This window comes from Paenibacillus sp. IHB B 3415, assembly GCF_000802655.2.
In the GTDB taxonomy this organism is placed as follows: Bacteria; Bacillota; Bacilli; order Paenibacillales; family Paenibacillaceae; genus Paenibacillus_AQ; species Paenibacillus_AQ phytohabitans.
The window spans coordinates 40130-65836 of sequence record NZ_JUEI01000024.1; the positions used below are offsets into that span (position 1 = coordinate 40130).

At 46.3% G+C, this 25707-nt stretch carries 43 protein-coding genes; 41 read left to right on the forward strand and 2 right to left on the reverse strand.

Annotation, left to right across the window (positions count from 1 at the left end):
- Positions 1-6 precede the first annotated feature (6 nt).
- From QW71_RS13335 to tuf, 5 genes are all read left to right on the forward strand, one after another.
- Positions 7-258, forward strand: a complete 252-nt coding sequence (locus tag QW71_RS13335) for a ribosomal L7Ae/L30e/S12e/Gadd45 family protein (RefSeq protein ID WP_039298604.1) — start codon at positions 7-9, stop codon at positions 256-258.
- A gap of 134 nt (positions 259-392) precedes the next feature.
- Positions 393-812 carry a 30S ribosomal protein S12 gene (gene rpsL, locus QW71_RS13340; RefSeq protein WP_020427075.1) on the forward strand — a complete coding sequence of 140 codons (420 nt, stop codon included), beginning with the start codon at positions 393-395 and terminating at the stop codon, positions 810-812.
- A 45-nt stretch (positions 813-857) separates the two neighbouring features.
- On the forward strand, positions 858-1328 hold the full coding sequence (gene rpsG / locus QW71_RS13345; protein WP_020427074.1) for a 30S ribosomal protein S7: 471 nt from the start codon (positions 858-860) through the stop codon (positions 1326-1328).
- Between the two features lie 47 nt (positions 1329-1375).
- Positions 1376-3454, forward strand: a complete 2079-nt coding sequence (gene fusA, locus QW71_RS13350) for an elongation factor G (protein ID WP_039298609.1) — start codon at positions 1376-1378, stop codon at positions 3452-3454.
- A gap of 109 nt (positions 3455-3563) precedes the next feature.
- Positions 3564-4754, forward strand: coding sequence for an elongation factor Tu (gene tuf, locus QW71_RS13355; protein WP_039298612.1), 1191 nt, complete (start codon positions 3564-3566; stop codon positions 4752-4754).
- An 89-nt stretch (positions 4755-4843) separates the two neighbouring features.
- Here the strand turns inward: tuf and QW71_RS13360 are convergent, their stop codons facing one another.
- Both QW71_RS13360 and QW71_RS13365 read right to left on the reverse strand, forming a co-directional pair.
- Positions 4844-5185 (reverse strand): cupin domain-containing protein, encoded by a 342-nt coding sequence (locus QW71_RS13360; RefSeq protein WP_039298615.1) that lies wholly within the window; start codon positions 5183-5185, stop codon positions 4844-4846.
- 52 nt (positions 5186-5237) lie between these two features.
- Entirely contained in the window at positions 5238-5687 is a 450-nt protein-coding gene (locus tag QW71_RS13365; protein WP_039298618.1) for a V4R domain-containing protein, read from the reverse strand.
- 162 nt (positions 5688-5849) lie between these two features.
- Here QW71_RS13365 and QW71_RS13370 point away from each other — a divergent pair, with 162 nt between their 5' ends.
- The 36 genes from QW71_RS13370 to rpsI all read left to right on the forward strand — a co-directional run bounded on the left by QW71_RS13370 (position 5850) and on the right by rpsI (position 25595).
- On the forward strand, positions 5850-6569 hold the full coding sequence (locus QW71_RS13370; RefSeq protein ID WP_039298621.1) for a Crp/Fnr family transcriptional regulator: 720 nt from the start codon (positions 5850-5852) through the stop codon (positions 6567-6569).
- A 168-nt stretch (positions 6570-6737) separates the two neighbouring features.
- A complete protein-coding gene (locus QW71_RS13375; RefSeq protein WP_052770012.1) occupies positions 6738-8087 on the forward strand; it encodes a globin-coupled sensor protein in 1350 nt (449 codons plus the stop codon).
- Positions 8088-8372: 285 nt separating this feature from the next.
- Entirely contained in the window at positions 8373-8681 is a 309-nt protein-coding gene (gene rpsJ / locus QW71_RS13380) for a 30S ribosomal protein S10 (protein WP_017692074.1), read from the forward strand.
- Positions 8682-8723: 42 nt separating this feature from the next.
- Complete coding sequence (gene rplC, locus QW71_RS13385; RefSeq protein ID WP_036692386.1) at positions 8724-9347, forward strand: 50S ribosomal protein L3; 624 nt, start codon at positions 8724-8726, stop codon at positions 9345-9347.
- Between the two features lie 25 nt (positions 9348-9372).
- Complete coding sequence (gene rplD / locus QW71_RS13390) at positions 9373-9996, forward strand: 50S ribosomal protein L4 (RefSeq protein ID WP_039298632.1); 624 nt, start codon at positions 9373-9375, stop codon at positions 9994-9996.
- The gene (rplW, locus tag QW71_RS13395; RefSeq protein ID WP_039298634.1) at positions 9996-10289 is read left to right on the forward strand and encodes a 50S ribosomal protein L23; all 294 of its coding nucleotides are present in this window, start codon (positions 9996-9998) and stop codon (positions 10287-10289) included. The genes rplD and rplW overlap by 1 nt, the downstream gene beginning before the upstream one ends.
- 27 nt (positions 10290-10316) lie before the next feature.
- A complete protein-coding gene (rplB, locus tag QW71_RS13400) occupies positions 10317-11147 on the forward strand; it encodes a 50S ribosomal protein L2 (protein ID WP_039298637.1) in 831 nt (276 codons plus the stop codon).
- Positions 11148-11223: 76 nt separating this feature from the next.
- Positions 11224-11502 carry a 30S ribosomal protein S19 gene (rpsS, locus tag QW71_RS13405; RefSeq protein ID WP_039298640.1) on the forward strand — a complete coding sequence of 93 codons (279 nt, stop codon included), beginning with the start codon at positions 11224-11226 and terminating at the stop codon, positions 11500-11502.
- A gap of 31 nt (positions 11503-11533) precedes the next feature.
- Positions 11534-11866 carry a 50S ribosomal protein L22 gene (gene rplV / locus QW71_RS13410; RefSeq protein WP_036680546.1) on the forward strand — a complete coding sequence of 111 codons (333 nt, stop codon included), beginning with the start codon at positions 11534-11536 and terminating at the stop codon, positions 11864-11866.
- A 13-nt stretch (positions 11867-11879) separates the two neighbouring features.
- Positions 11880-12545, forward strand: coding sequence for a 30S ribosomal protein S3 (rpsC, locus tag QW71_RS13415; RefSeq protein WP_039298645.1), 666 nt, complete (start codon positions 11880-11882; stop codon positions 12543-12545).
- Positions 12546-12547: 2 nt separating this feature from the next.
- Positions 12548-12982 carry a 50S ribosomal protein L16 gene (gene rplP, locus QW71_RS13420; protein ID WP_039298647.1) on the forward strand — a complete coding sequence of 145 codons (435 nt, stop codon included), beginning with the start codon at positions 12548-12550 and terminating at the stop codon, positions 12980-12982.
- The gene (gene rpmC / locus QW71_RS13425; RefSeq protein ID WP_019908232.1) at positions 12972-13169 is read left to right on the forward strand and encodes a 50S ribosomal protein L29; all 198 of its coding nucleotides are present in this window, start codon (positions 12972-12974) and stop codon (positions 13167-13169) included. Before rplP ends, rpmC begins: the two co-directional genes overlap by 11 nt.
- 43 nt (positions 13170-13212) lie before the next feature.
- On the forward strand, positions 13213-13479 hold the full coding sequence (rpsQ, locus tag QW71_RS13430; RefSeq protein ID WP_039298654.1) for a 30S ribosomal protein S17: 267 nt from the start codon (positions 13213-13215) through the stop codon (positions 13477-13479).
- A 38-nt stretch (positions 13480-13517) separates the two neighbouring features.
- Positions 13518-13886, forward strand: coding sequence for a 50S ribosomal protein L14 (rplN, locus tag QW71_RS13435; RefSeq protein ID WP_019908234.1), 369 nt, complete (start codon positions 13518-13520; stop codon positions 13884-13886).
- Between the two features lie 56 nt (positions 13887-13942).
- On the forward strand, positions 13943-14296 hold the full coding sequence (rplX, locus tag QW71_RS13440) for a 50S ribosomal protein L24 (RefSeq protein ID WP_019908235.1): 354 nt from the start codon (positions 13943-13945) through the stop codon (positions 14294-14296).
- Positions 14297-14326: 30 nt separating this feature from the next.
- Positions 14327-14869 carry a 50S ribosomal protein L5 gene (rplE, locus tag QW71_RS13445; protein WP_039298657.1) on the forward strand — a complete coding sequence of 181 codons (543 nt, stop codon included), beginning with the start codon at positions 14327-14329 and terminating at the stop codon, positions 14867-14869.
- 44 nt (positions 14870-14913) lie between these two features.
- Positions 14914-15099: a type Z 30S ribosomal protein S14 gene (locus QW71_RS38970; RefSeq protein WP_036589425.1), complete on the forward strand. Its 186-nt coding sequence runs from the start codon at positions 14914-14916 to the stop codon at positions 15097-15099.
- 32 nt (positions 15100-15131) lie between these two features.
- Positions 15132-15530 carry a 30S ribosomal protein S8 gene (rpsH, locus tag QW71_RS13450; protein ID WP_019908239.1) on the forward strand — a complete coding sequence of 133 codons (399 nt, stop codon included), beginning with the start codon at positions 15132-15134 and terminating at the stop codon, positions 15528-15530.
- A 30-nt stretch (positions 15531-15560) separates the two neighbouring features.
- A complete protein-coding gene (rplF, locus tag QW71_RS13455) occupies positions 15561-16103 on the forward strand; it encodes a 50S ribosomal protein L6 (RefSeq protein ID WP_036692405.1) in 543 nt (180 codons plus the stop codon).
- 84 nt (positions 16104-16187) lie between these two features.
- Positions 16188-16556 (forward strand): 50S ribosomal protein L18, encoded by a 369-nt coding sequence (rplR, locus tag QW71_RS13460; protein WP_039298660.1) that lies wholly within the window; start codon positions 16188-16190, stop codon positions 16554-16556.
- Positions 16557-16583: 27 nt separating this feature from the next.
- Entirely contained in the window at positions 16584-17081 is a 498-nt protein-coding gene (gene rpsE / locus QW71_RS13465; protein ID WP_036652980.1) for a 30S ribosomal protein S5, read from the forward strand.
- 14 nt (positions 17082-17095) lie between these two features.
- Entirely contained in the window at positions 17096-17281 is a 186-nt protein-coding gene (gene rpmD / locus QW71_RS13470) for a 50S ribosomal protein L30 (RefSeq protein WP_019908243.1), read from the forward strand.
- Between the two features lie 40 nt (positions 17282-17321).
- On the forward strand, positions 17322-17762 hold the full coding sequence (gene rplO / locus QW71_RS13475; protein ID WP_039298666.1) for a 50S ribosomal protein L15: 441 nt from the start codon (positions 17322-17324) through the stop codon (positions 17760-17762).
- On the forward strand, positions 17762-19060 hold the full coding sequence (gene secY / locus QW71_RS13480) for a preprotein translocase subunit SecY (RefSeq protein ID WP_039298668.1): 1299 nt from the start codon (positions 17762-17764) through the stop codon (positions 19058-19060). The genes rplO and secY overlap by 1 nt, the downstream gene beginning before the upstream one ends.
- Positions 19061-19158: 98 nt before the next feature.
- Positions 19159-19803, forward strand: a complete 645-nt coding sequence (locus QW71_RS13485) for an adenylate kinase (RefSeq protein ID WP_039298670.1) — start codon at positions 19159-19161, stop codon at positions 19801-19803.
- A 4-nt stretch (positions 19804-19807) separates the two neighbouring features.
- On the forward strand, positions 19808-20560 hold the full coding sequence (gene map / locus QW71_RS13490; RefSeq protein WP_039298675.1) for a type I methionyl aminopeptidase: 753 nt from the start codon (positions 19808-19810) through the stop codon (positions 20558-20560).
- Between the two features lie 11 nt (positions 20561-20571).
- On the forward strand, positions 20572-20880 hold the full coding sequence (locus tag QW71_RS13495) for a KOW domain-containing RNA-binding protein (RefSeq protein ID WP_039298678.1): 309 nt from the start codon (positions 20572-20574) through the stop codon (positions 20878-20880).
- A gap of 2 nt (positions 20881-20882) precedes the next feature.
- Positions 20883-21098 (forward strand): translation initiation factor IF-1, encoded by a 216-nt coding sequence (infA, locus tag QW71_RS13500; protein WP_018753971.1) that lies wholly within the window; start codon positions 20883-20885, stop codon positions 21096-21098.
- A 53-nt stretch (positions 21099-21151) separates the two neighbouring features.
- On the forward strand, positions 21152-21265 hold the full coding sequence (rpmJ, locus tag QW71_RS13505) for a 50S ribosomal protein L36 (protein ID WP_003322638.1): 114 nt from the start codon (positions 21152-21154) through the stop codon (positions 21263-21265).
- Between the two features lie 19 nt (positions 21266-21284).
- Positions 21285-21653, forward strand: a complete 369-nt coding sequence (rpsM, locus tag QW71_RS13510) for a 30S ribosomal protein S13 (RefSeq protein ID WP_025706577.1) — start codon at positions 21285-21287, stop codon at positions 21651-21653.
- A 19-nt stretch (positions 21654-21672) separates the two neighbouring features.
- On the forward strand, positions 21673-22068 hold the full coding sequence (gene rpsK / locus QW71_RS13515; protein ID WP_019908251.1) for a 30S ribosomal protein S11: 396 nt from the start codon (positions 21673-21675) through the stop codon (positions 22066-22068).
- A 131-nt stretch (positions 22069-22199) separates the two neighbouring features.
- On the forward strand, positions 22200-23144 hold the full coding sequence (locus QW71_RS13520; RefSeq protein WP_039298711.1) for a DNA-directed RNA polymerase subunit alpha: 945 nt from the start codon (positions 22200-22202) through the stop codon (positions 23142-23144).
- Between the two features lie 41 nt (positions 23145-23185).
- Positions 23186-23551, forward strand: a complete 366-nt coding sequence (gene rplQ / locus QW71_RS13525) for a 50S ribosomal protein L17 (protein WP_019908254.1) — start codon at positions 23186-23188, stop codon at positions 23549-23551.
- Between the two features lie 179 nt (positions 23552-23730).
- On the forward strand, positions 23731-24510 hold the full coding sequence (gene truA, locus QW71_RS13530) for a tRNA pseudouridine(38-40) synthase TruA (protein WP_039298714.1): 780 nt from the start codon (positions 23731-23733) through the stop codon (positions 24508-24510).
- Positions 24511-24744: 234 nt separating this feature from the next.
- Positions 24745-25182: a 50S ribosomal protein L13 gene (rplM, locus tag QW71_RS13535; protein WP_039298716.1), complete on the forward strand. Its 438-nt coding sequence runs from the start codon at positions 24745-24747 to the stop codon at positions 25180-25182.
- A gap of 20 nt (positions 25183-25202) precedes the next feature.
- Entirely contained in the window at positions 25203-25595 is a 393-nt protein-coding gene (rpsI, locus tag QW71_RS13540) for a 30S ribosomal protein S9 (RefSeq protein ID WP_039298720.1), read from the forward strand.
- Positions 25596-25707: the final 112 nt, after the last annotated feature.

Genomic DNA, 25707 nt, shown 5'->3' on the forward strand with positions numbered 1-25707 from the left:
TTTTTCATGACTGATGATAGAGGGTTACAGGATGCTCAGGTCAAGATCGGTTCCAAACAAACCGTCAAGGCGGTGGAGTTGGGCCAAGCCGCAGAAGTCTATGTGGCGGAGGACGGAGATCAACGGCTTACTTCCAGAATTGTTATGCTTTGCGGCAAACAAGGTGTGAAGGTCACATATGTGGACACCATGCTGAATTTGGGCAAGGCCTGCGGTATAGAAGTTGGTGCTGCTATGGCAGCCGTCTTAAAACAATAGCAACAAGAGAACGTTTTTGTACCGGGGTACACTTCGGCAGCAAGGACTTTTCATTTGTCTTTTTATGAACCACCTGGGTCTGTGGACTTAATGTTTGTAAATTGACTATCATTTTAGGAAGGGGGTGGCACAACATGCCAACTATTAATCAATTGGTTCGTAAAGGCCGTCAAGCCAAAATCGAAAAATCCAAATCTCCCGCTCTTCAAAAAGGGTTCAACGCCCTCAAGCGTGAGGCTACAAATTTGAGCGCCCCGCAGAAACGCGGTGTGTGCACTCGTGTAGGCACAATGACTCCACGTAAACCAAACTCAGCACTTCGTAAGTATGCCCGTGTTCGTTTGACGAACCGTCTTGAGGTGACTGCTTACATTCCGGGTATCGGACACAACCTTCAAGAGCACAGTGTAGTATTGCTGCGCGGAGGTAAAGTTAAGGACCTTGCAGGAGTTCGTTACCACATCGTTCGTGGTGCACTTGATACTGCAGGCGTTGCTAACCGGATGCAAGCTCGCTCCAAATATGGTGCGAAACGTCCTAAGGCTAAGAAATAAGACAAGCATTTTCGAATAATAACCATTTAAGAAAGGGGGATATCCATGCCACGCAAAGGTCCAGTTACTAAGAGAGATGTATTGCCAGATCCATTGTATAATAGCAAGTTGGTTACTCGTTTGATCAACCGTATTATGCTGGGTGGTAAAAGAGGTGTCGCTCAAAGCATTTTGTACAATTCGTTCAAGTTGATTCAGGAACGTACAGGTAAAGAACCGATGGAAGTTTTCGAAGCTGCCATCAAGAATATCATGCCTGTATTGGAAGTTAAAGCTCGTCGTGTCGGCGGTGCTAACTACCAGGTACCTATCGAGGTTAAACCTGAAAGACGTACTGCTTTGGGATTACGTTGGCTTGTAAACTACTCACGCAACCGCGGTGAGAAGACTATGGAAGAGCGTTTGGCGGCTGAGATTATCGATGCTTCCAACAACACAGGCGCTTCCGTTAAGAAACGTGAAGACACGCACAAGATGGCTGAAGCGAACAAAGCGTTTGCTCACTACCGCTGGTAGGATTATAGCCGTTCAAATAACTTCTATTTTGAAAGGAGATCCATTTCATGGCAAGAGAGTTCTCCTTAAAAAATACACGTAATATCGGGATCATGGCACATATTGATGCTGGTAAAACTACTACCACTGAGCGGATTCTTTTCTATTCAGGCCGCACGCACAAAATCGGTGAAGTTCACGAAGGTGCTGCTACAATGGACTGGATGGAGCAAGAACAGGAGCGCGGAATTACCATTACTTCCGCTGCTACCACCGCTGCTTGGAAGGGTAACCGCGTAAATATCATTGATACCCCAGGACACGTTGACTTCACCGTTGAAGTTGAACGTTCCTTGCGTGTATTGGATGGGGCAGTAGGCGTTTTTAGCGCCAAAGAAGGTGTTGAACCTCAGTCCGAGACTGTTTGGAGACAAGCTGACCGTTATAGTGTTCCGCGGATCGCCTATGTCAACAAAATGGATATCATCGGCGCTGATTTTCTTAATGTAATTCAGTCTATGCGTGAGCGTTTAATGGCGAATGCAGTTGCTATTCAATTGCCAATCGGCGCAGAGAACGACTTCATTGGGATTATTGACCTGATTGAGCAAAAAGCTCATATGTTCAAGGACGAATTGGGGCAAAACATTGAAATAACAGATATTCCTGCTGAATATTTGGAACAAGTTGAAGCATTGCGTCTTGAGTTAATCGAGAAGGTTGCAGAGCTTGACGAAGACCTGACTATGAAGTACCTTGAAGGTGAAGAAATTACAGTCGCGGAAATCAAAGCTGCATTGCGCATTGGCGTATGTGAAGTTAAGATTTTCCCGGTAATTGTTGGATCCTCTTATCGTAACAAAGGGGTTCAGCTTATGTTGGACGCTGTTGTTGATTACTTGCCATCACCTCTTGATGTTCCAGCTATTGTTGGTCATCATGATGATGGAACTGAAGGGGTTCGCCATTCGTCGGATGAAGAGCCGTTCTCAGCTTTGGCATTTAAAATCATGACAGACCCTTATGTAGGTAAGCTTACGTTCTTCCGTGTTTACTCCGGTGTTCTGGAGTCCGGATCGTACGTAGTCAATGCTACTAAGAACAAACGTGAGCGTATCGGACGTATTCTACAAATGCATGCGAACAGCCGCCAAGAGATTTCTATCGTGTACTCTGGTGATATCGCTGCAGCTGTAGGATTGAAAGATACAAGCACGGGCGATACTCTGTGTGATGAGAAGAATCCAATTATTTTGGAATCAATGAACTTCCCTGATCCGGTTATCGAAATCGCAGTAGAACCAAAAACCAAAGCTGACCAAGATAAATTGGGCGTTGCTCTCGGCAAGTTGACCGAAGAAGATCCAACTCTTCGTGCTCATACTGATGAAGAAACTGGCCAAACTATCCTGGCAGGTATGGGTGAGCTTCACTTGGATATTATTATTGATCGTATGCGACGTGAATTCCACGTTGAAACTAACGTTGGTAAACCACAGGTTGCTTATCGTGAAACATTCAAGGCGCCTGCTCGTGTCGAAGGTAAATTCGTTCGTCAATCAGGCGGACGTGGTCAATACGGTCACGTATGGGTTGAATTCGAACCTCTCGAGGCTGGTACTGGCAACCAATTCGAAAGTAAAGTAGTCGGCGGTTCTGTACCTAGAGAATATGTCGCTCCTGCACTTGCGGGTATTGAAGAAGCTATGAAAAATGGTGTCATCGCAGGCTTCCCGCTTGTTGATGTTAAAGCCACTATCGTAGATGGTTCTTATCATGATGTTGACTCCAATGAAATGGCGTTTAAAGTTGCTGGATCATTGGCACTTAAGGCTGCTAAAGACAAGTGTAAACCTGTCCTGCTTGAGCCAATCATGAAAGTGGAAGTAACTGTTCCTGAGGAATACATGGGTGATGTTATGGGGATGCTTAGTTCCCGTCGCGGTAAGATCGAAGGTATGGATTCCCGTGGTGGAGCTCAAATTATTCGGTCTAAGGTGCCTCTTTCCGAAATGTTCGGTTACTCTACAACACTTCGTTCCGGTACTCAAGGACGCGGCGTATTCTCAATGGAGCTTTCTCACTATGAAGAAGTTCCTAGAAGTATTGCAGAAGAAATCGCAGCCAAGAATAAAGGCGGAGAATAATCTCAATTTTTAACTTGCCGTCCGGGTATATCACATAAGTCATCTTAGAATTGCATGTAGGCGGGCGGCTCAAATATAAGGAACCCCACATTAAGGAGGAACTGTTCAAATGGCAAAGGCAAAGTTTGAACGTAACAAACCGCACGTTAACATTGGTACTATTGGTCACGTCGACCATGGTAAAACAACTCTGACTGCTGCAATCACTACTGTATTGTCCAAAAAATACGGTGGCGCTGCTGTAGCATTCGACCAAATCGATAAGGCTCCTGAAGAACGCGAACGTGGTATCACTATCTCCACTGCTCACGTTGAATATGAAACTCCTAATCGTCACTACGCTCACGTAGACTGCCCTGGACACGCCGACTATGTTAAAAACATGATCACTGGCGCAGCGCAAATGGACGGAGCTATCCTGGTTGTATCCGCAGCTGATGGCCCTATGCCACAGACTCGTGAACACATCCTGCTGTCCCGTCAAGTAGGCGTTCCTTACATCGTTGTATTCTTGAACAAATGCGACATGGTTGAAGACGAAGAGTTGCTTGAACTGGTTGAAATGGAAGTTCGCGACCTGCTGAGCGAATACGACTTCCCAGGCGATGATACTCCAATCATCCGTGGATCTGCTCGTGAAGCTCTACAGAACCCTGAAGGCGAATATGCACAGAAGATCGTTGAAATGTTCGAAACGATCGACACGTACATCCCGCTTCCAGAACGTCAGACTGACAAACCATTCTTGATGCCTGTCGAAGATGTATTCTCCATCACTGGCCGCGGTACTGTGGCAACTGGTCGCGTAGAACGCGGAACAGTTAAAGTCGGAGAAGAAATCGAAATCGTTGGTATTCACGAAGAAAAGAAAAAATCCGTTGTTACAGGCGTTGAAATGTTCCGTAAATTGCTCGATTCCGCACAAGCGGGCGACAACATCGGCGCATTGCTGCGTGGTGTAGACCGTAACATGATCGAGCGCGGCCAAGTATTGGCTAAGCCGAACTCCGTTAACCCACACACAGAGTTCACTGCTCAGATCTACGTTCTGACTAAAGAAGAAGGCGGACGTCACAAACCATTCTTCACTGGTTACCGTCCACAGTTCTACTTCCGTACAACTGACGTAACTGGCATCATCAACCTGCCAGAAGGTACTGAAATGGTTATGCCTGGTGACAACATCACTGTAACTGTTTCCCTGATCTCCCCAATCGCTATTGAAGAAGGTACTAAATTCTCCATTCGCGAAGGCGGACGTACAGTTGGTGCCGGTTCCGTAGCTTCCATCCAGAAATAATTCGTCTCTATCCGTTAGGATAGATCCGGAATATAAGTCAGGGCCCCTTCATTATGAAGGGGCCCTGTTTTAATTGCTGGCAGTATGGTTTAGATTTCTTTGGCATAGGCCGGACTTGGCAGCTTGGACAGAACGACATACAGACTGGAAGGGGAAGAGCTGTTATTAGTGTAGGCAAAAGATTCATCGCCGGCGATATAGATGGTCTCTCCTTCAATAAGAGGCTGCTCCGCTTCATTTACATGAATGGTTCCATCTCCTTTTAAAGCAAGGATATATACATCCGCTCCAGGATGCTTATGAACAGGCAGCTTTTGACCCTGCATGAAATTAAGCACGAATACAACACTTTCACCTTGCTGGAATAGGATTTTCTTTGTAAAACGTTCCTCCTGATACTGCAGCACGTCAACTAAACTTTTCTTTTCCATTAAATAATCCCTGCTTTCATAATTATAAATTTATCCATCTCGATCTCATCCATTAAAGCTTTACTTCGTATTCGCAGTGCTCATGACCGGTAACGTTGCATTTGATCTCTTTAACAGAGACCTTACGGCCGAGAATCTTGCCGAGTGCCCCTTCAAGAATCGCTCCCTCTAAATCACATACCATTTTTTCATCTTCAAGTGAAGGCAGTCCTTTGCAAAAGCAGTCCTCCACTGCAATATTAATCCTTCGCTCATCCGAATGAACAATCCGCGGAATACCGATTTTGAGCTCCTCAAACATTTGTAGAAGATCATCAACAGAGCTGACAGGCAGACTTTCACCAATCTTTCTGCCAATGGTAAGCGTAGTCCCCTTTCCTCCCAGGGGAAGCCCCTGGTTGAGTCCGATCAGACGTATGGTACGAAATAACTCAAGGGGCACCGTATTACCAAGGGTACTCCTATCAATCTGACGCATATCCTCAAATGAATATTGCAGCAATTACTCCAACTCCTTTACTCTCTCTATAACTCTATTGTAATGATAAGCCGGTGAAGAATCCTTGATGCAGATCAAGTTTTTGAGAATTATGTGTTTCCAGTCACCCGCCGGAATCCGGAATCTTGATATGTTAGAGTCAGCTATAAGGAAGGGTGAAGGATCATGAGCTGTACTACCTGCAATTCGCATGCCTGTGTACGTCAGGTTCCCGTGTTTCGGAGCTTGTCTGATGAGGAATTAGTGATGATCGAATCGATTACAGAGACCCATAACTATAAAAAAGGAAGTCAAGTGTGCAGAGAAGGGGAGCCGTCTGAAGCATTGTTTGTAGTAAAAAGCGGTCTCATCAAGCTGACTCAGAACAGTAAGGATGGAAAGCAGCATATTGTCCGTTTTCTTTTCCCGGGCGATTATTTCGGCCAGTTTGCCTTGCTCCATAATAAAAATAATGATGTAACGGCAGAGGTGATTGAGAGCGGAGAGGTATGCCGGATGCACCGCAAAGATTTTATTCCCTTACTGGAGAAGAATGCTGGTCTTGCCTTTAGCTTCCTGATGTCTGTTAGCGAGCAGCTGCATCAGGCCGAGGAGGCTGCAGGGGCATTGCACATGTTTGAGGTTGAGAAGAGACTGGCCAGGCTGTTGGTATACCTGTATACAAGGAATCTTGCCGAATCGGCAGTGACTGTACAAGCCTTAGGACAATCTGTAGATTTGCCGTCAGCCCAAAAAGAAGTAGCAGCCATGATTGGAACTACCGCAGAAACTCTAAGCCGCAAACTGAATAAACTGGAAGCATTGAAGATTATCGCCATGCATAAAAGAACCGTGAATATTCTTGAGCTGGAAGCTCTTATTCAGATTGCAGAAATCAGAGATTGAAATCCTATTGTTCGACAAAATACGACTAATTACAATGCTGTACATGCGTATTTTCAACATAATTCTACAAAATAATACTTAAAATTCTTTACATCTAATCTATCGATGGAGTAGAATACTTCTATATAGACAATGTAAATTATTAGGATTTTCAGGGAGCGTGGAAGTATGGGGAAATGTCCTTTTTCATTTATGCATGGTCTGACTTCAAAGAACACCAATGAGGAATCTTCCGCCGCTCCATCAACGGACAGCAAGAGCTTTGCACCCACTGCCACAGAGACGTTTCATACCCTTGACGGGCATGATGATTTGAACGAGCAAATGCGAATGATCGATTTAACTGAGGAAGATTTAAGACTTCTGCGCTTGATGAAACCGGCTGTAGAACAGAGAATCGACGATATCACTAATCAATTCTATAATACGGTTCTTGGAGTTAACAAACTGGAAGCAATTATTCTGGAACACAGCAGTATTGAACGCCTTAAAAAGACTTTGCGTGAGCATATCATCGAGATTTTTGATGGTAATGTTAACGAGGAGTACGTTGCCAAGCGGCTAAAAATTGCGAATATTCATAAGAGGATTGGCCTGGAGCCTAAATGGTATCTTTCTGCTTTTCAGAATCTGCAGAATGTGTTCATCACGGCTATTTATATTGAGACGCATACAGATGTCGAGAGGATCAAATTGGTCCAGACCGTAACCAAATTGCTTAATCTGGAACAGCAGCTGGTCCTTGAGGAATATGAGAAGGAGAACATTAGGGAAAAGGAAGAACAGTATCTGCTGGTTAAGAACGAATTGAAACACAAGATAGCTGAATTCAGCGGAGAGCTGATTGACCTTAGTATAGATACCAACGCCGCTGTGGAGCAGCTGGTGGCGAGCAGCAATGAAGTCAACAATACATTCCAGCGCACTGCCGCCTCCGCTCTGGAGTCACAGGGGAAGGCCAGGGAGGGACATGGACAGCTTAACAACCTTACGGGTCAGATTAATCTTATATATGAGAGTACTAATGAGATGGAGCGGTCAGTAAATGAACTGAGCAGTTCATCACAGAAAATCCGTAAAATTGTGGTGGCTGTCCAGGATATTGCTGACCAGACCAAGATTCTGTCATTGAATGCAACGATCGAGGCTGCAAGAGCGGGAGAACACGGGCGGGGGTTCAGTGTTGTAGCGCAGGAGGTAAGCAGACTTGCAGAAGATACCAAGAATACGGTGGTCCGGATCGGTGAACTGACCCTTCAGTCCAGCTCCCTTACGTCGCAGGTTGTTGGGGAGATCCGCAAAGTTCAGGAGTTGACGGAGAGCGGCAAACACCAGTCCCTCGAGACTAGCAGGCTCTTCAGTGATATTGTAGACTCTATGCAGACGAGTACCCAGAGAATTGTTACGGTAGAGGAAGAGATCAAGGTGCTTATTCAGACCATTGAAGGTATTGGTTCAGCAACTGCGCAGACAGCAGCTTCGGCAGGACAATTCAAATCTGCGACGGATAATTTATAGAAGGAACCATTTATATAGAAGAAAAACGTTATATTGCAGCGCGCAAGGTGCCATTCTGAACAAGAAAGGCACCTTTTCTATTTTTTTCGTAAAAAGTTGATTTGTTTTTGCAAATCCCCTTGCAATATAGCCGCCTATTATATATAATAATAAATGTTGTTCTGAGACGTTGCGATGATGTGAGAGGTTACTGACACACCCGGCCCCTTTGCCATGAGGTCGACGTCAGAAAATTTTCACGGAGTATGTCCGATAATAAATTGGGCGATAGAAGGAGGGACTAAAATGGCAAAGCAAAAAATTCGTATTCGCTTGAAAGCATACGACCACAGAATTCTTGATCAATCCGCAGAGAAAATCGTTGAAACAGCAAAACGTTCGGGTGCTGGTGTATCCGGGCCGATCCCGCTGCCAACTGAGAAGCAAATCATTACTATTCTCCGTGCGGTACACAAGTACAAGGATTCCCGTGAACAGTTTGAACAACGGACTCACAAACGTTTGATCGATATTGTGAACCCAACACCACAAACTGTGGATGCCTTGATGCGCTTGGATCTACCGTCCGGTGTAGATATCGAAATCAAATTGTAATTTCATTATTAAGCAACTAGGAAAAGAAAAGAGGTGTCAACATTGAAAGGTATCTTAGGAAAAAAACTCGGTATGACTCAAGTGTTTACTCCAGAAGGTAACGTAATCGCGGTTTCTGTTATCGAAGCTGGCCCTTGTGTGGTACTGCAAAAGAAAGACCTGAATATCGACGGATATGAAGCAGTGCAGTTGGGCTTTTCCGATAAAAAGGAAAGTCGCTCCAACAAGCCTGAACAAGGTCACGCCAAAAAGGCAAACGCAACACCTAAGCGCTACGTTCGCGAAATTCGCGGTGTTGACCTCGGGTCACTCGAGGTTGGACAAGAGCTTAAGGCTGACATCTTCGCAGAAGGCGAATTTGTTGACGTAACAGGTACTTCGAAAGGTAAAGGCTTCCAGGGTAACATCAAACGCTGGGGACAAAGCCGCGGACCAATGGCACACGGATCGCGCTACCACAGAAGACCAGGCTCCATGGGTTCCATTCAAGCTAACCGTGTTCCTAAGGGCAAACGCCTGCCAGGACATATGGGTCACACGACTATAACGGTTCAAAAGCTTGAGATTATCCGAGTTGACGTAGAACGTAATGTATTGCTGGTTAAAGGTGCGATTCCGGGCCCTAAAAACAGCTTCGTGAAAGTTAAACAAACCGTTAAGAAATAATTTCTGAAGAAAGGAGGAACATGAAATGCCAAAAGTAACACTTTTTAATACTAGTGGTAACGAAGTTGGCGAAGTTGAACTGAGTGATTCAGTTTTCGGTATCGAACCGAACGTACATGTGCTGCATGAAGCTGCACTTATGCAAAGAGCTTCCCTTCGTCGTGGTACACACAAAGTAAAAGGACGTTCTGAAGTGCGTGGCGGCGGACGTAAGCCTTGGAAACAAAAAGGTACAGGTCGTGCTCGTCAAGGCTCCATTCGTTCACCACAATGGAAAGGCGGCGGCGTAGTCTTCGGACCAACACCACGCAGCTATTCCTGGAAATTGCCTAAGAAGGTTCGCCGGTTGGCCATCAAATCCGCGTTGTCCTCGAAAGTACTTGAGAATGACATCATCGTATTGGATAGCTTGACTATGAGTGCTCCGAAGACGAAAGAATTCGCAGCTATTCTGAACAACCTGAAGGTTGGCACAAAAGCATTGATCGTAGCTCCTAGCTATGATGACAATGTAGCGCTTTCCGCTCGTAACATCCCTGGGGTGAAATTCGTAGCGGCTGACGGCATCAATGTTCTTGACGTACTGACGTACGACAAACTGATTATCACTAAAGAAGCAGTTCTGAAGGTAGAGGAGGTGTTCGCGTAATGAAAGATCCGCGTGATATTATCAAGCGTCCGGTGATTACGGAACGCACATCCGAATACATGAGCGAATTGAAATACGCTTTTGAAGTGGATATCCGTTCTAACAAGACCGAAATCAAAAAAGCTGTTGAAGCTATTTTTAAAGTTAAAGTTGTTAGTGTGAACACAATGCGTGTACCTGGCAAACTGAAACGTTACGGCAAATATTCCGGTTACACTCCGGAGTGGAAAAAAGCCATCGTTAAGCTTAGCCCGGACAGCAAACCGCTCGAATTCTTTGAAGCGGTAGAATAATACTCTTAAAGTAAGGAGGAAACTATAGTGCCAATCAAAAAGTACAAACCGACCTCTCCGGCAAGACGCAACATGTCTGTGTCTACGTTTGAAGAAATCACAACAAACCAGCCAGAGAAATCGTTGCTTTCTCCGCTGTTCAAACATGCGGGACGCAACAACCAAGGTAAAATTACGGTTCGTCACCACGGCGGCGGACACAAACGTAAATACCGTATCATCGACTTCAAACGGACTAAAGACGGCATACCAGGTAGCGTTGCTACAATCGAGTATGACCCGAACCGTACTTCCAATATTGCTTTGATCCACTATGCTGATGGAGAGAAACGTTATATTATCGCTCCTAAAGGCCTTAAAGTTGGGGATAAAGTTGAGTCCGGCCCTGCTGCGGACATCAAAATTGGTAACAGCCTTCCGCTGATCAACATCCCGGTAGGTACAATTATCCACAACATCGAGTTGAAACCAGGTAAAGGCGGACAGTTGGTTCGTGCTGCTGGTACTGAAGCTCAGTTGCTGGGTAAAGAAGAAAAATACGTATCCGTTCGTTTGAACTCCGGCGAAGTTCGCAGAATCCTCAGCGTATGCCGCGCAACCATCGGATCCGTAGGTAACGAAGATCATGAATTGATCAAGATTGGTAAAGCCGGACGCAGCCGCTGGCTGGGACGTCGTCCTGAAGTTCGCGGTGTTGTCATGAACCCTAACGATCACCCACACGGTGGTGGTGAAGGCCGTGCTCCAATCGGACGTAAATCGCCAATGTCACCTTGGGGTAAACCAACCCTCGGCTACAAAACGCGTAAGAAAAACAAAGCATCTGATAAATATATCGTTCGTCGCCGCACAAAATAAGACGCTTCTGGCAAGTTAGGCTAGCGCGAAGCGTCGATTCGCGGTTTGAAGAACCGGATGAAGGGAGGATTCACACATGGGTCGCAGTTTAAAGAAGGGGCCGTTTATTGATGGCTACCTGCTGAAAAAAGTTGAGGATTTAAACGAGGCAGATAAGAAAGTTGTAGTTAAAACTTGGTCCCGTCGCTCAACCATTTTCCCTCAGTTTATCGGACATACGTTTGGTGTATATGACGGCCGCAAACACGTGCCTGTATACGTAACAGAAGATATGGTAGGTCACAAGTTGGGCGAGTTCGCGCCAACACGTACTTACAAAGGCCACGCGGGTGACGATAAGAAAACCAGAAGATAATTAACGTCTTCGTTTGAGAGGAGGGAAAACAATGGAAGCAAAAGCACATGCAAGATCGGTGCGGATTTCCGCTCGTAAAGCGAAACTGGTTGTTGACTTGATTCGCGGCAAGCAAGTGGGGGAAGCAATTGCAATTCTTCGCCACACTCCGAAATCCGCTTCTCCGGTTGTTGAGAAGCTACTGAACTCGGCGATTGCGAACGCTGAGCATAACTACTCTTTGGACGTGAACAGCTTGTTCGTAAGCGAAGTTTTCGTTAACCAGGGTCCAACTATGAAACGTTTCCGTCCGCGCGCCATGGGCCGCGCAAGCCGGATTAACAAACGTACCAGCCACATTACTTTGGTGGTATCTGAGAAATAAGGAGGGATAACACGTGGGTCAAAAGGTAAATCCAGTCGGACTCCGAGTCGGTATTATTCGCGATTGGGAATCTAAATGGTATGCAGGCAAAGATTTCGGTACTCTTTTAATGGAAGACGTCAAAATCCGGGAATACCTTAAAGGCAAGTTGAAGGATTCCGCTGTTTCCCGCATTGAAATCGAAAGAGCGGCAAGCCGCGTGAACGTTACAATTCACACTGCTAAACCTGGTATGGTAATTGGTAAAGGCGGAGCAGAAGTAGAAGTACTTCGCAGCGCAGTTACAACTATCGCCGGTGGCAAAAAAGTACACATCAACATCAATGAAATTAAACACCCTGAACTGGATGCAATTCTGGTTGCAGAAAGCATTGCACAACAATTGGAACGTCGCGTATCGTTCCGTCGTGCACTGAAACAAGCTATTCAGAGAACTATGCGTTCAGGCGCAAAGGGAATTAAAACTCAAGTAGGCGGACGTCTTGGCGGCGCTGAGATTGCCCGTTCAGAAGGTTATAGCGAAGGAACAGTTCCACTTCATACGCTTCGTGCTGATATCGATTACGGAACAGCTGAAGCACATACAACTTACGGCCTGATCGGCGTAAAAGTATGGATCTACCGTGGAGAAGTTCTTCCCCCAGCTAAGAAACAAGCTGCTCAGGAAGGAGGCAACTAATCATGTTGGTACCAAAACGCGTTAAACACCGCAAGCAACAACGCGGTCACATGAAGGGTATGGCAAAAGGCGGTACAGAATTGAACTTCGGCGAATATGGTTTGCAGGCACTGGAACCATCGTGGATCACTAACCGTCAGATCGAAGCTGCCCGTATCGCAATGACACGTTACATCAAACGTGGCGGTCAAGTATGGATCAAGATTTTCCCAGATAAGCCTATTACTCAGAAGCCTCTCGAGGTTCGTATGGGTAGTGGTAAAGGTAACGTTGAGAAGTGGGTAGCCGTAGTTAAACCGGGCAAGATTATGTTCGAACTCGGAGGCGTGTCGGAAGAAATCGCTCGTGAAGCGATGCGTCTTGCCGCTCACAAGCTGCCTGTAAAGACTAAGTTTGTGAAACGTGAAGAATTGGGTGGTGAAGCAAATGAAAGCTAATGAACTTCGCAACTTAACCACTGCCGAGATTGAACAAAAGATCGCTGGATTCAAAGAAGAACTTTTCAATCTCCGTTTTCAATTGGCAACTGGCCAACTGGATAACCCGACTCGGATTCGTGACGTGCGCAAGGAAATAGCTCGTGCTAAAACCGTTATCCATCAAAGAGTACTTGGGATCAGTTAAGTGACCGCGGATTCTTAATCCGTAATCAGGAAGGAGGCTAACTATGAGCGAAGAACGTAATGCACGTAAAGTGCTGACCGGTAAAGTAGTCAGTGATAAAATGGATAAAACCATCGTAATTGCTGTTGAAACCTATAAAAAGCACAATCTGTATCACAAACGCATCAAGTCCACGAAGAAATTCAAGGCACATGATGAAGAGAATGTAGCTAAAATTGGTGATGTCGTGAAAGTCATGGAAACTCGTCCATTGTCCAAAGACAAACGGTGGAGACTGGTTGAAGTGGTAGAAAAAGCGGTAATCATCTAATACGAAGCTGAACCCTTTCCGGAAGGAGGAAATTAATAATGATTCAACCATTTACACGTTTGCATGTGGCTGACAACTCTGGTGCGAAGGAACTGATGTGTATCCGCGTACTAGGTGGTACTGGACGCCGTACAGCAGCAATCGGCGATTTGATCGTTTGTTCCGTTAAACAAGCAACACCAGGCGGCGTTGTCAAAAAGGGTGATGTTGTTAAAGCGGTAGTTGTTCGTACGAAACGTTCTGTACGCCGTAAAGATGGATCTTACATCGCATTCGACGAAAACGCAGCTGTTGTTGTAAAAGACGACAGAAGCCCGCGCGGAACACGTATCTTCGGACCAGTTGCTCGCGAACTTCGCGACAAGGACTACATGAAGATCGTTTCCTTGGCACCGGAAGTAATCTAATAAATCGAGCCGGTCTCGGTTTTAATTGAAAAGGTCAGTTATAGGAGGTGTAATAAATGCCTAGAGTGAAAAAAGTTCTGGAATCCCATAACAATAAACTGCACGTGAAGAAAGATGATGTGGTACTTGTGATCAGCGGGAAAGACAAAGGTAAAAAAGGCCGTGTCATCGCTGCTTATCCTCGTGAAAACCGCGTCCTGGTAGAAGGCGTGAACATGGTGAAAAAACACCAGAAGCCGAACCAGTTGAATCCACAGGGTGGAATCATCGAGCAAGAAGCTTCGATTCATGTGTCCAACGTAATGCACATCGATCCGAAGAGCGGTAAAGTAACACGTATTGGCTACAAAGTGCTCGATAACGGTAAGAAGGTTCGGGTAGCAAAACGATCCGGAGAGATTATCGACTAATACAGTCCTAAAGAAAGGAGGTAAATCTTCATGGCAGCAAGAATGAAAGAACGTTTTCTGAATGAAATTACACCTGCTCTGATGCAGAAGTTTAACTATACTACTGTTATGCAAGTGCCTAAGATCGAGAAGATCGTCATCAACATGGGTGTGGGTGACGCTGTTCAAAACTCCAAAGTACTTGATGCTGCAGTTAATGACATGCAATTGATCACTGGTCAAAAGCCAGTTATCACTAAAGCAAAGAAATCCATCGCCGGTTTCAAACTGCGCGAAAATATGCCGATCGGGGTTAAAGTAACACTGCGCGGCGAGCGTATGTATTACTTCCTGGATAAATTGATCAACGTAACGCTTCCACGCGTACGTGACTTCCGTGGTATTTCCAACAAAGCCTTTGATGGCCGTGGTAACTACACACTGGGTCTTAAAGAGCAATTGATCTTCCCGGAAATCGAATATGACAAAGTGGATAAAGTCCGCGGTATGGACATCGTTATTGTAACGACTGCAAAGACGGACGAGGAATCCCGTGAGCTGCTGAATCAGCTGGGAATGCCTTTCACAAAATAAGAATCATCCATTTCTCCGAAAATGTTTAGGAGGTGTCAGTCTAAGTGGCAAAGACTTCAATGAAAGTTAAACAACAACGCGAGCCTAAGTTCAAAGTACGTGCATATACACGTTGCGAGCGTTGCGGTCGTCCACATTCGGTATTGCAAAAGTTCAAAATTTGCAGAATTTGTTTCCGTGAATTAGCTTATAAAGGCCAGATTCCTGGCGTGAAAAAAGCAAGTTGGTAAGAAGTTTATAAACGGGAAGGAGGTTTACACACATGACTATGTCTGATCCTATTGCAGATATGCTTACTCGTATTCGTAACGCCAACACTGTGCGTCACGAGACAGTAGAAATGCCTGCTTCTACTATGAAGAAACAAATCGCGGACATCTTGAAACGTGAAGGTTTCATCCGTGATGCTGAATTCGTTGAAGATAGCAAACAAGGGATTATCCGTATTTTCTTGAAATACGGCCCGAACCAGGAGCGCGTTATCTCTGGTCTGAAAAGAATCAGTAAACCAGGTCTTCGCGTTTACACGAAGAGCAATGAAGTGCCTCGTGTACTCGGTGGTCTGGGAATCGCGATTATCTCCACATCTAAGGGAGTTATGACCGACAAAGAAGCTCGTCAATCAAAATCCGGCGGAGAAGTTGTCTGCTACATTTGGTAATAAACGTCACAAGATAAGGAGGTGCAACACATGTCTCGTATTGGTCGCAAACCAATCGCAGTACCTAGCGGTGTAGATGTCACTTTGGACAACACCGTTATTACAGTAAAAGGTCCTAAAGGCACTTTGACTCGTGAGCTTCATAAAGACATGAAGATTACAGTTGAAAATAACGAAATCACTGTTGTTCGCCCGTCGGACAACAAATTGCATCGTTCACTTCACGGCACAACCCGCTCCGTTGTCAACAACATGGTGAGTGGTGTGACTGAAGGTTTCTCGAAATCTCTGGAGCTGGTTGGGGTCGGATATCGTGCAAGCAAATCCGGAGATAAAATCGTACTGAACGTTGGTTACTCCCACCCGGTTGAAATTACACCGGAAGCGGGTATCGAGTTCGATGTTCCTGCGAACACGAAGATCATCGTTAGAGGTATCGATAAAGAACGTGTAGGCGCTTATGCTGCCAAAATCCGTTCCGTACGTGAACCAGAGCCGTACAAAGGTAAAGGTATCAAATATGAAGGCGAGCGTATCATCCGCAAGGAAGGTAAAGCTGGTAAGAAGAAATAACCAGCTCTACCTTAATTGTAAGATACCCCGTGCATCTTAAAGTGAAGCTGTTTACGGCAAACTGAAGGGAGTGAAAGGGAAGTCATGATTACAAAAGAGGATAAAAACAAGGCTCGTCTCAAAAGACACCTGCGTGTTCGTAAGAAGATCCAGGGTACTACTGAGCGTCCACGTTTGAACGTGTTCCGTTCTTCGAAACACATCTACGCTCAATTGATCGATGACGTGACAGGCGTTACTATCGTAGCTGCCTCCACACTGGATAAAGAATTGAGTGCAACAATCGGAAATGGCGGCAGCGTTGAAGCTGCAGGTAAAGTGGGTCAATTGATCGCTGAGCGCGCTAAAGAAAAAGGTTATGCAGTGGTTGTATTTGACCGCGGTGGATACTTGTACCATGGACGGATTCAGGCTTTGGCTAACGCAGCACGCGAAGCTGGTCTTGAATTCTAGAATATTTCTTAAAAGGAGGTTAACGACTTGCGTGTAGATCCGAACAGTTTAGAACTGACAGAAAGAGTTGTGCACATTAACCGTGTTGCAAAAGTTGTAAAAGGCGGACGCCGTTTCAGCTTTAGCGCACTTGTTGTTGTGGGCGACGGCAACGGCTATGTCGGTGCAGGTATCGGTAAAGCCGGCGAAGTTCCGGATGCCATCCGTAAAGGCATTGAAGACGCCAAGAAAAACCTGATCCACATTCCAATCGTAGGAACTTCGATTCCTCACTTGGTTACTGGGCATTTCGGCGCAGGACGCGTTCTGCTGAAACCAGCATCCGAAGGTACCGGCGTTATCGCTGGTGGTCCAGTTCGTGCGGTACTTGAATTGGCAGGCGTTGGCGACATCTTGACAAAATCTTTGGGTTCTTCGAATTCCATGAACATGGTCAATGCTACTTTAGAGGGACTTTCCCGTCTGAAACGCATTGAAGAGGTCGCGAAGCTTCGCGGCAAATCTGTCGAAGAATTACGCGGTTAAGGAGGGGAACGTCAATGGCAAAATTGCAAATTACCCTCGTACGCAGTGTGATCGGACGTCCAGAAACACAACGTGTTACTGTTAAGACGCTCGGCCTGCGCAAAACCAACTCGTCCGTGGTTCACAACGACACTCCTGCAATTCGCGGAATGATCAACAAAGTGAGTCACTTGCTATCCGTTACTGAAATTGAAGGCTAATTGCCTCGCATAAATTAACAAACATAAGGAGGTGCAAACGATGAAGTTACATGAACTTGCTCCAGCTCCTGGTTCACGCAAAGAACGCAACCGCGTTGGTCGTGGTCCAAGTAGCGGGAACGGTAAAACTTCGGGCCGCGGTCACAAAGGTCAAAACTCCCGTTCCGGCGGTGGTGTGCGTCCAGGCTTCGAGGGTGGACAAAATCCACTCTATCGTCGTCTGCCTAAACGTGGTTTCATCAATCCTACCCGTAAAGAGTACGCGATTGTGAACCTGGAAGATCTGAATAGCTTTGCTGAAGGAACAGAAGTGACTCCACAACTGTTGCTTGAAACTGGTGTTGTCAGCAACACTAAGAGCGGCATTAAGATTCTCGGCAACGGCGAACTGGCTGTTAAATTGACTGTACAAGCAAATAAGTTCTCTCAATCTGCGGTAGAGAAAATCGAAGCTGCCGGCGGTAAAACCGAGGTGATCTAATGTTCAAGACGCTTAAGAATATATGGCATGTTGAAGATTTGCGCAAAAAGATCCTGTTTACCCTGTTCGTTCTGATCATTTACCGCATCGGTTCGTTTGTACCGGTTCCCGGTGTGAACAAAGAAGTACTGGAATCAACAAATCAGGGCGGAGACGCTTTGATGGGTCTTTTGAACACCTTCTCGGGCGGAGCGCTCAAAAACTTCTCGATTTTTGCGATCAGTATTTACCCGTACATTACAGCATCCATCATAGTGCAATTGCTCTCGATGGATGTTATCCCTAAGTTTGCCGAATGGGCTAAGCAAGGGGAGCACGGGAAAAAACAACTGGCGCAAATTACGCGTTACGGCACTGTAGTGCTAGGTTTGATTCAAGCGTTTGCCACATCTATCGGGTTTAACCGGATTTATGGCACTGAGATGATTCCAAATGCAACCTTTGCGGATTACCTGCTCATTGCGATCATACTGACGGCAGGTACATCGTTCCTGATGTGGTTAGGTGAGCAGATCACTGAAAAGGGTATAGGAAACGGGATTTCCATCCTAATTTTTGCGGGAATCGTCGCCGCCTTTCCGGGATATATCACTACTACGGCTCAATCAAGCTTTATTCAGCCGGATCAGATGTTCCTGAATATTCTTAAAGTCGTTATTGTACTGATTGTGGTTGTTGCGATTATTGTCGGGGTTATCTTTGTTCAACAAGGTATCCGTAAGATCCCTGTACAATATGCCAAACGCGTAGTCGGTAACAAAATGTACGGTGGACAGAATACGCACATTCCGCTTAAAATTAATGCGGCTGGTGTAATTCCGGTTATCTTCGCCGTTTCACTGCTTCAATTCCCGATCGTTATCGCAAGTATCTGGCCACATCTCGCTTGGGCCAAATGGGTTTCCCAGAATCTGGATCATACGAAGCCGCTCGGCATGGTTCTTTATGTAATCATGATCATTGGATTTACGTTCTTCTATACGTTTGTCCAGATGAATCCGCAGCAAATGGCTGATAATATGAAAAAGAATGGCGGATACATTCCGGGGATTCGTCCAGGCAAGGCTACAGAGAAATATTTGACTAGAGTAATGTCGCGTCTGACTATGTCCGGTGCGTTGTTCCTATCACTCATTTCTGTGCTGCCAGTATTGTTTGGTTCACTGTCCGGTCTGCCGAAGCAAGTACAGATCGGCGGCACTGCTCTCCTGATCGTAATCGGTGTGGCATTGGATACTATGAAGCAGATCGAGAGCCAATTGATCAAACGCCATTACAAAGGCTTCATCAATAAATAGGCGATAGGTTCCGGTGAAGTACCTAGGGCTTTAAACTTCCCGGTACCTATTGTGCTGTTTCTTGCTTGGTGGCGAACTTTTGGGGGGAGAAGAGAATCGTGAACATTTTATTCATGGGCCCTCCTGGGGCAGGCAAGGGAACACAAGCCGCTGTAGTAGTGAAGGAACTTGGTATTCCGCATATTTCGACTGGAGATGCTTTCCGCTTGGCGATCAAGCAGGGAACTCCAATCGGGCTGAAAGCTAAATCTTACACGGAGCAAGGCTTGCTTGTACCTGATGATGTGACTATTGGAATCGTTGAAGAACGGCTGCAGCAGTCCGATTGCGAAAAAGGTTTTTTATTGGATGGCTTTCCAAGAACCCTTTCGCAAGCGGAAGCGCTGGGAGAAATCCTTAGCCGCCTCGGCACTTCATTGGATCACGTAATCAACTTGAATGTGGACCGCGGACTGCTGATGGCGCGCCTTACAGGACGCCGGATCTGCAGCACTTGCGGAACATCCTACCATTTAATTTTCAACCCGCCGAAGCAAGATGGCATCTGCGACATTGATGGCGGTCAATTGTATCAGCGTCCGGATGACAACGAAGAGAGTGTTGGCAAGCGTCTGGATGAGTATGATAACAAAACAGCGCCGCTGCTTGCATTTTATGACGATAAAGGTCTTTTGCGTCAGGTAAACGGAGAAAACGAAATCAATGTCGTTTCTTCCGAAATCGTGTCTTTATTGCGGGGTTAATGTAATGATCATTTGTAAATCCGAACAGGAACTTGCCTTTATGAGGGAAGCTGGACGAATTGTTGCCGAGAGTCACCGCCGTATTGCTGAGGCTATAGAGCCTGGTATTACAACTGCAGAACTCGACAGAATCGCCGATCAATACATCCGTAGTCAAGGTGCTGTGCCGTCTTTCAAAGGTTACAACGGTTTTCCTGCCAGCATTTGCGCTTCAGTCAACGAACAATTGGTGCATGGATTTCCAGGTAAACGCAAACTGGTAGAAGGCGATATTGTTACGCTGGATATCGGTGCAGAGTACCGCGGTTATCACGGTGATTCCGCCTGGACCTACGGGGTGGGCAGCATTTCTGAAGAGGCTCAGCGTCTGCTGGACGTCACGGAAGGCTCCTTGTACGCAGGACTGGCGTTAGTCAAACCGGATGTGCGCTTGTTTACAATCTCCCATGCAATCCAGCAGTACATCGAGGACGCCGGCTTCTCCGTTGTCCGCGAGTATGTTGGTCATGGCATTGGGGCAGAACTGCATGAAGAACCGCAAATTCCGAACTATGGCATAGCGGACCGCGGACCACGTCTGAAGCCGGGTATGGTACTCGCGATTGAGCCGATGGTTAACGCTGGGGACAGATATGTCAGAACGCTGGAAGATAACTGGACAGTCGTTACGGTAGACGGTTCACTATGCGCTCACTTTGAGCATACAGTAGCAGTTACACCGGACGGCATGGAGATTTTCACAAAACTGAATGCGTAGGTGATCTTCACGTGAATACTGGGAGCAGCCCGCAGATTGGTCAAATCGTGAGAATTCTCAAAGGCAAGGATGCCGGAGAGGCTGCCGTTGTTATCGCAGTTGTTGATAGCAGATTTGTATATATTGCTGACGGGGACAAACGCAAGTTTGATAGTCCAAAGAAGAAGAATATTCAGCACTTGGAGCTCATACCCTTCATCAGCAGTGAGATTGTAGATAGTTTGGAAGAAACCGGCCGGGTAACCAACGGAAAGCTGCGGTTCGCAGTGATGAAGTATGGGGAACCAGCTGGAAAAAGTGCTAATGAGAAAGGAGACTAACTGTGGCTAAGGAAGATGTCATTGAGGTAGAAGGAACGGTCATTGAGCCGTTGCCTAACGCAACGTTTAAGGTTGAGCTTGAGAACGGTCATCAAATACTTGCCCATGTGTCCGGGAAATTGCGGATGCACTTTATCCGTATCCTAACCGGAGACAAAGTGGTCGTGCAGTTATCGCCTTATGATTTATCAAAAGGCCGTATAACTTACCGTAAATAGATGGGAACTACAACAAAAGTTTTGCTTCGCAAAACTTTGAGGAGGTAATTAACATGAAGGTAAGACCTTCTGTAAAGCCCATTTGCGAAAAATGCAAAGTCATCCGCCGCAAAGGGACTGTTATGGTAATTTGCGAAAATCCGAAACACAAACAAAAACAAGGTTAAGAAGGGGGTGTAGCGTAAAATGGCTCGTATAGCTGGAGTGGATTTGCCACGTGATAAGCGCGTTGAGATCGCCTTGACTTATATTTTCGGAATCGGTAAAACGACTTCCCAGAAAATTCTTAATGAAACAGGCATTGACGTTAACACACGTGTCCGTGATTTGACGGAAGATGAAGTCAGCAAACTGCGTGAAACGATCGACAAGCAAGTTAAGGTTGAAGGTGACCTTCGTCGTGAAATTTCCTTGAATATTAAACGTCTTACTGAGATCGGCTGTTACCGCGGTGTTCGTCACCGTCGTGGATTGCCTGTTCGCGGTCAACGTACCAAAACAAATGCCCGTACCCGTAAAGGCCCGCGTCGTACGGTAGCAAACAAAAAGAAATAAGAAGAGGTGATAAGAGACAATGGCTAAACCGAAAAAAGTCGTACGTACGAAACGTCGCGACCGGAAAAATATCGAGTCTGGCGTGGCACATATCCGTTCCACGTTCAATAACACTATCGTTACGATCACGGACCCTCACGGAAATGCAATTTCCTGGGCAAGCTCCGGCGGTCAAGGATTCAAAGGTTCCCGTAAATCGACTCCATTTGCAGCGCAAATGGCAGCCGAATCTGCTGCTAAAGCAGCTATGGAACACGGCATGAAGTCCGTTGAAGTTATGGTTAAAGGACCGGGCGCGGGCCGCGAAGCAGCCATCCGTTCCCTTCAGGCCGCTGGCCTTGAAGTAAACCTCATTAAAGACGTTACTCCGGTTCCTCACAATGGATGCCGTCCGCCGAAGCGTCGCCGCGTTTAGTAAAATCAGAATTGTGATTGTGGTATAATTCTGACGCATCTGCTAATAATAGGTGTTTAGGCATACTACATGATACACCTGATGGGGTGACTGTTTCATATAGGAGCGACGTTTGAAGGAGGGGTACACTCGTGATAGAAATCGAAAAGCCGAAGATTGAGACCGTAGAAGCCAATGATGATGGAACCTATGGGAAATTCGTAATTGAACCGCTGGAACGTGGATATGGCACGACTCTGGGGAATTCGCTTCGCCGGATCTTGCTTTCCTCCCTTCCGGGAGCCGCAGTGACTTCGGTCCAAATTGACGGCGTTCTGCATGAGTTCTCGACCGTTCCCGGCGTAATGGAAGATGTGACGGAAATCATCCTGAACCTTAAAGCTCTGTCTCTGAAGATTCATTCGGATGAAGAGAAAGTGTTCGAGATTGATGCTGAAGGAGAAGGCATCGTTACCGCAGGTGATATTCGTGCGGATAGCGATGTTGAGATCCTGAACCCGGATCTTCATATTGCAACGCTGGGACCTGGAGCGAGACTACACATGCGCATTTTTGCAGGCCGTGGTCGCGGCTACGTCCAAGCGGACCGGAACAAACGCGACGATCAGCCAATCGGTGTTATTCCAGTTGACTCCATCTACACTCCTATTTCCCGCGTGAATTATGGTATTGATAATACCCGTGTTGGTCAAGTGACTAACTACGACAAATTGACGCTTGAAATTTGGACGGATGGCAGCATCAGACCGGAAGAAGCCGTTAGTCTTGGAGCCAAAATTTTGAACGAGCACCTCGTTCTGTTCGTAGGTCTTACGGACGAAGCGAAAGACGCCGAAATTATGGTTGAAAAAGAAGAAGACAAAAAAGAAAAAGTACTCGAGATGACCATCGAAGAGCTTGATCTTTCTGTCCGTTCCTACAACTGCCTCAAACGTGCCGGTATTAATACCGTGCAAGAGCTGACTACGAAAACTGAAGAAGATATGATGAAGGTCCGTAACCTGGGCCGCAAATCTTTGGAAGAAGTTCAAGAGAAGCTTGAGGAACTTGGTTTGGGTCTTCGTACAGAAGAATAGTTATAGGGTTTCTTGAGACTTGAGTGAAGGAGGGAAAACAAATGGCATACCAAAAATTGGGCCGTGATTCCAGCGCGCGCAAAGCACTATTCCGCGATATGGTAACGGATCTGTTCCTATACGAACGCATCCAGACAACAGAAGCCAAAGCGAAGGAAGTTCGTTCCATCGCTGAGAAACTGATCACAAAAGCGAAAAAGGGCGATCTTCATGCTCGCCGTCAAGTAGCAGCATTTGTTCGTCGCGAGACTGTAGACGGTGAACAAGATGCAATCCAAAAATTGTTCTCTGATATTGCTCCTCGTTACACTGAGCGTCCAGGCGGATACACTCGTATCCTGAAGCTGGGACCTCGCCGTGGCGATGCTGCGCCTATGGTTTATCTTGAACTGGTAGACCGCGCGTAGTTTCACAAGCATGATTTCCGGATGTACGCATTACGTATTTAACGTTATTGTACTGCAGGGCATTTTTGACCCTGCCGTGCAATTAACCGCGGGAATCACCTTGTATAGAGTAGAAGGAGCTCCCGCCGGGGCTCTTTTTTTATGAAACAGAAAAACCTATGGACTAACAGGAGAATGAAATGCGCAATCTATTGATGAAAGTCAATTATGACGGTACCCATTATGATGGCTTTCAGACCCAGCCTCAGGGCAATACGATTCAGGACAAGCTGGAGCATGCCATTCTTCATCTGACCGGTGAGACGCTCAAGATAACGGGCTCAGGACGGACAGACGCAGGAGTGCACGCTTATGGCCAACCTTTTAATTTCATAACCTCTTCCCAGATTCCGCTCGAACGCTGGTGTCTGGCTCTGAACGCCAGGCTTCCGCAGGATATCGTGGTTACCGAGGCCTGGGAGGTTCCGCTCTCTTTCCACTCCCGTAGAGGAGCGAAGCGTAAAACCTACCGGTACACGATTAACGGCAACCGGTTCCCGGACCCGTTCCAGCGGCGCTGGCAGCATCATCATCCGATGAAGCTGGATATTCCGGCGATGGAACAGGGGTTGGCAGGGCTGCTGGGCACCCATGATTACACTTCATTTGCGTCCAGAAAGTCTACCAAGACTTCACATGTGCGCACGATATTTGAAGCACGTCTTGAGGTGGACCGCAGCATGTGCCGGCCCGGGTCTTCCGATCAGGGAGTTATCCATACGTATATTACAGGCAGTGGCTTCCTGCAGCATATGGTACGCATAATTATGGGCACGCTGATGCAAGTGGGGCAAGGCAAGATCAGCGCGGATAGAATCCCTGTAATTCTTGCGGCATGTGACCGCGCAGCTGCCGGACCTACGGCTGTGTCTAAGGGTTTGGCACTCTGGAGTGTAGAATATGACGAGAATGAGAGTTAAACGTTCAGCACACTTTTTATTTCTGAAAAATAGCGTTTGAATAATTAAAAATCACTTGCACTTGTCATGTTTATGCTGTAATATAAAAGTTGTGTTTTCTTGATGGCTATCCCACAGCCCCGATCAAGGAAATGCCAACAAACAAGCTTTTCTTAACTCACATAATTGTAATCCAATGAGAAACAAGATATACGAAACAGATGATTTTCGTACGAGAACAAGGAGGAAACATTCATGCGTACCACCTACATGGCGAAGCCAAACGAAGTTGAACGCAATTGGCACATCATTGATGCCGAAGGCAAAACACTTGGTCGTTTGGCAAGCGAAGCCGCTGCTCTAATCCGTGGCAAACACAAACCGCAATTCACTCCACATGTTGATACTGGAGATTTCGTAATTGTTATCAACGCTGAGAAGATTCACTTGACCGGTAAGAAAATGCAGAACAAGAAATACTACCGTCACTCGATGCACCCAGGTGGTTTGAAAGTCACTGTTGCAGAAGAACTGATCAAAACCAAACCTGAGCGTATAATTGAATTCGCAGTTCATGGCATGATTCCTAAGACTCGTCAAGGGGATCACATGAAGCTGAGACTCAAAGTATATGCAGGCGCTGAACATCCACATGCAGCACAAAAACCTGAAGTTTACGAACTTCGCGGATAAGAATAGAGGAGGACAGTTTCATGGCACAAGTACAATACTATGGGACAGGTCGTCGTAAACATTCGGTAGCACGTGTTCGCCTTGTACCGGGTGAAGGACGCATTGTCATTAACAAACGTGAGATGGACGAATATTTCGGTGTGGAAACACTGAAGATGATCGTAAGACAACCTTTGAACCTGACTGAAAATCTGGGCAACTACGATGTAATCGTTCTTGCACATGGTGGCGGCATTTCCGGTCAAGCTGGAGCAATTCGTCACGGTATCTCCCGTGCATTGCTCAAAGTGGACCCTGAATATCGCGGTGCGCTGAAGAAAGCTGGCTTCCTGACTCGTGACCCACGTATGAAGGAACGTAAGAAATACGGCCTCAAAGCCGCTCGTCGTGCTCCACAGTTCTCGAAACGTTAATATCTGTCTCCTTGTTATCAAGGAACTCAAGCTCCTGGCCTTTATGGCCGGGAGCTTTTTTAGTTGTTTAGGAAATTATACAATGCAAAAAAATGTGGATAACTCCGATGAA

What these genes read in the sequence shown, in the direction of transcription:
- QW71_RS13335 (WP_039298604.1), top strand. Translation starts at nt 7, where the DNA reads ATGACTGATGATAGAGGGTTACAGGATGCTCAGGTCAAGATCGGTTCC.
- rpsL (WP_020427075.1), top strand. Translation starts at nt 393, where the DNA reads ATGCCAACTATTAATCAATTGGTTCGTAAAGGCCGTCAAGCCAAAATC.
- rpsG (WP_020427074.1), top strand. Translation starts at nt 858, where the DNA reads ATGCCACGCAAAGGTCCAGTTACTAAGAGAGATGTATTGCCAGATCCA.
- fusA (WP_039298609.1), top strand. Translation starts at nt 1,376, where the DNA reads ATGGCAAGAGAGTTCTCCTTAAAAAATACACGTAATATCGGGATCATG.
- tuf (WP_039298612.1), top strand. Translation starts at nt 3,564, where the DNA reads ATGGCAAAGGCAAAGTTTGAACGTAACAAACCGCACGTTAACATTGGT.
- QW71_RS13360 (WP_039298615.1), bottom strand. Translation starts at nt 5,185, where the DNA reads ATGGAAAAGAAAAGTTTAGTTGACGTGCTGCAGTATCAGGAGGAACGT.
- QW71_RS13370 (WP_039298621.1), top strand. Translation starts at nt 5,850, where the DNA reads ATGAGCTGTACTACCTGCAATTCGCATGCCTGTGTACGTCAGGTTCCC.
- QW71_RS13375 (WP_052770012.1), top strand. Translation starts at nt 6,738, where the DNA reads ATGGGGAAATGTCCTTTTTCATTTATGCATGGTCTGACTTCAAAGAAC.
- rpsJ (WP_017692074.1), top strand. Translation starts at nt 8,373, where the DNA reads ATGGCAAAGCAAAAAATTCGTATTCGCTTGAAAGCATACGACCACAGA.
- rplD (WP_039298632.1), top strand. Translation starts at nt 9,373, where the DNA reads ATGCCAAAAGTAACACTTTTTAATACTAGTGGTAACGAAGTTGGCGAA.
- rplW (WP_039298634.1), top strand. Translation starts at nt 9,996, where the DNA reads ATGAAAGATCCGCGTGATATTATCAAGCGTCCGGTGATTACGGAACGC.
- rpsS (WP_039298640.1), top strand. Translation starts at nt 11,224, where the DNA reads ATGGGTCGCAGTTTAAAGAAGGGGCCGTTTATTGATGGCTACCTGCTG.
- rplV (WP_036680546.1), top strand. Translation starts at nt 11,534, where the DNA reads ATGGAAGCAAAAGCACATGCAAGATCGGTGCGGATTTCCGCTCGTAAA.
- rplP (WP_039298647.1), top strand. Translation starts at nt 12,548, where the DNA reads ATGTTGGTACCAAAACGCGTTAAACACCGCAAGCAACAACGCGGTCAC.
- rpmC (WP_019908232.1), top strand. Translation starts at nt 12,972, where the DNA reads ATGAAAGCTAATGAACTTCGCAACTTAACCACTGCCGAGATTGAACAA.
- rpsQ (WP_039298654.1), top strand. Translation starts at nt 13,213, where the DNA reads ATGAGCGAAGAACGTAATGCACGTAAAGTGCTGACCGGTAAAGTAGTC.
- rplN (WP_019908234.1), top strand. Translation starts at nt 13,518, where the DNA reads ATGATTCAACCATTTACACGTTTGCATGTGGCTGACAACTCTGGTGCG.
- rplX (WP_019908235.1), top strand. Translation starts at nt 13,943, where the DNA reads ATGCCTAGAGTGAAAAAAGTTCTGGAATCCCATAACAATAAACTGCAC.
- rplE (WP_039298657.1), top strand. Translation starts at nt 14,327, where the DNA reads ATGGCAGCAAGAATGAAAGAACGTTTTCTGAATGAAATTACACCTGCT.
- rpsH (WP_019908239.1), top strand. Translation starts at nt 15,132, where the DNA reads ATGACTATGTCTGATCCTATTGCAGATATGCTTACTCGTATTCGTAAC.
- rplF (WP_036692405.1), top strand. Translation starts at nt 15,561, where the DNA reads ATGTCTCGTATTGGTCGCAAACCAATCGCAGTACCTAGCGGTGTAGAT.
- rplR (WP_039298660.1), top strand. Translation starts at nt 16,188, where the DNA reads ATGATTACAAAAGAGGATAAAAACAAGGCTCGTCTCAAAAGACACCTG.
- rpmD (WP_019908243.1), top strand. Translation starts at nt 17,096, where the DNA reads ATGGCAAAATTGCAAATTACCCTCGTACGCAGTGTGATCGGACGTCCA.
- rplO (WP_039298666.1), top strand. Translation starts at nt 17,322, where the DNA reads ATGAAGTTACATGAACTTGCTCCAGCTCCTGGTTCACGCAAAGAACGC.
- secY (WP_039298668.1), top strand. Translation starts at nt 17,762, where the DNA reads ATGTTCAAGACGCTTAAGAATATATGGCATGTTGAAGATTTGCGCAAA.
- map (WP_039298675.1), top strand. Translation starts at nt 19,808, where the DNA reads ATGATCATTTGTAAATCCGAACAGGAACTTGCCTTTATGAGGGAAGCT.
- rpmJ (WP_003322638.1), top strand. Translation starts at nt 21,152, where the DNA reads ATGAAGGTAAGACCTTCTGTAAAGCCCATTTGCGAAAAATGCAAAGTC.
- rpsM (WP_025706577.1), top strand. Translation starts at nt 21,285, where the DNA reads ATGGCTCGTATAGCTGGAGTGGATTTGCCACGTGATAAGCGCGTTGAG.
- rpsK (WP_019908251.1), top strand. Translation starts at nt 21,673, where the DNA reads ATGGCTAAACCGAAAAAAGTCGTACGTACGAAACGTCGCGACCGGAAA.
- rplQ (WP_019908254.1), top strand. Translation starts at nt 23,186, where the DNA reads ATGGCATACCAAAAATTGGGCCGTGATTCCAGCGCGCGCAAAGCACTA.
- truA (WP_039298714.1), top strand. Translation starts at nt 23,731, where the DNA reads ATGCGCAATCTATTGATGAAAGTCAATTATGACGGTACCCATTATGAT.
- rplM (WP_039298716.1), top strand. Translation starts at nt 24,745, where the DNA reads ATGCGTACCACCTACATGGCGAAGCCAAACGAAGTTGAACGCAATTGG.
- rpsI (WP_039298720.1), top strand. Translation starts at nt 25,203, where the DNA reads ATGGCACAAGTACAATACTATGGGACAGGTCGTCGTAAACATTCGGTA.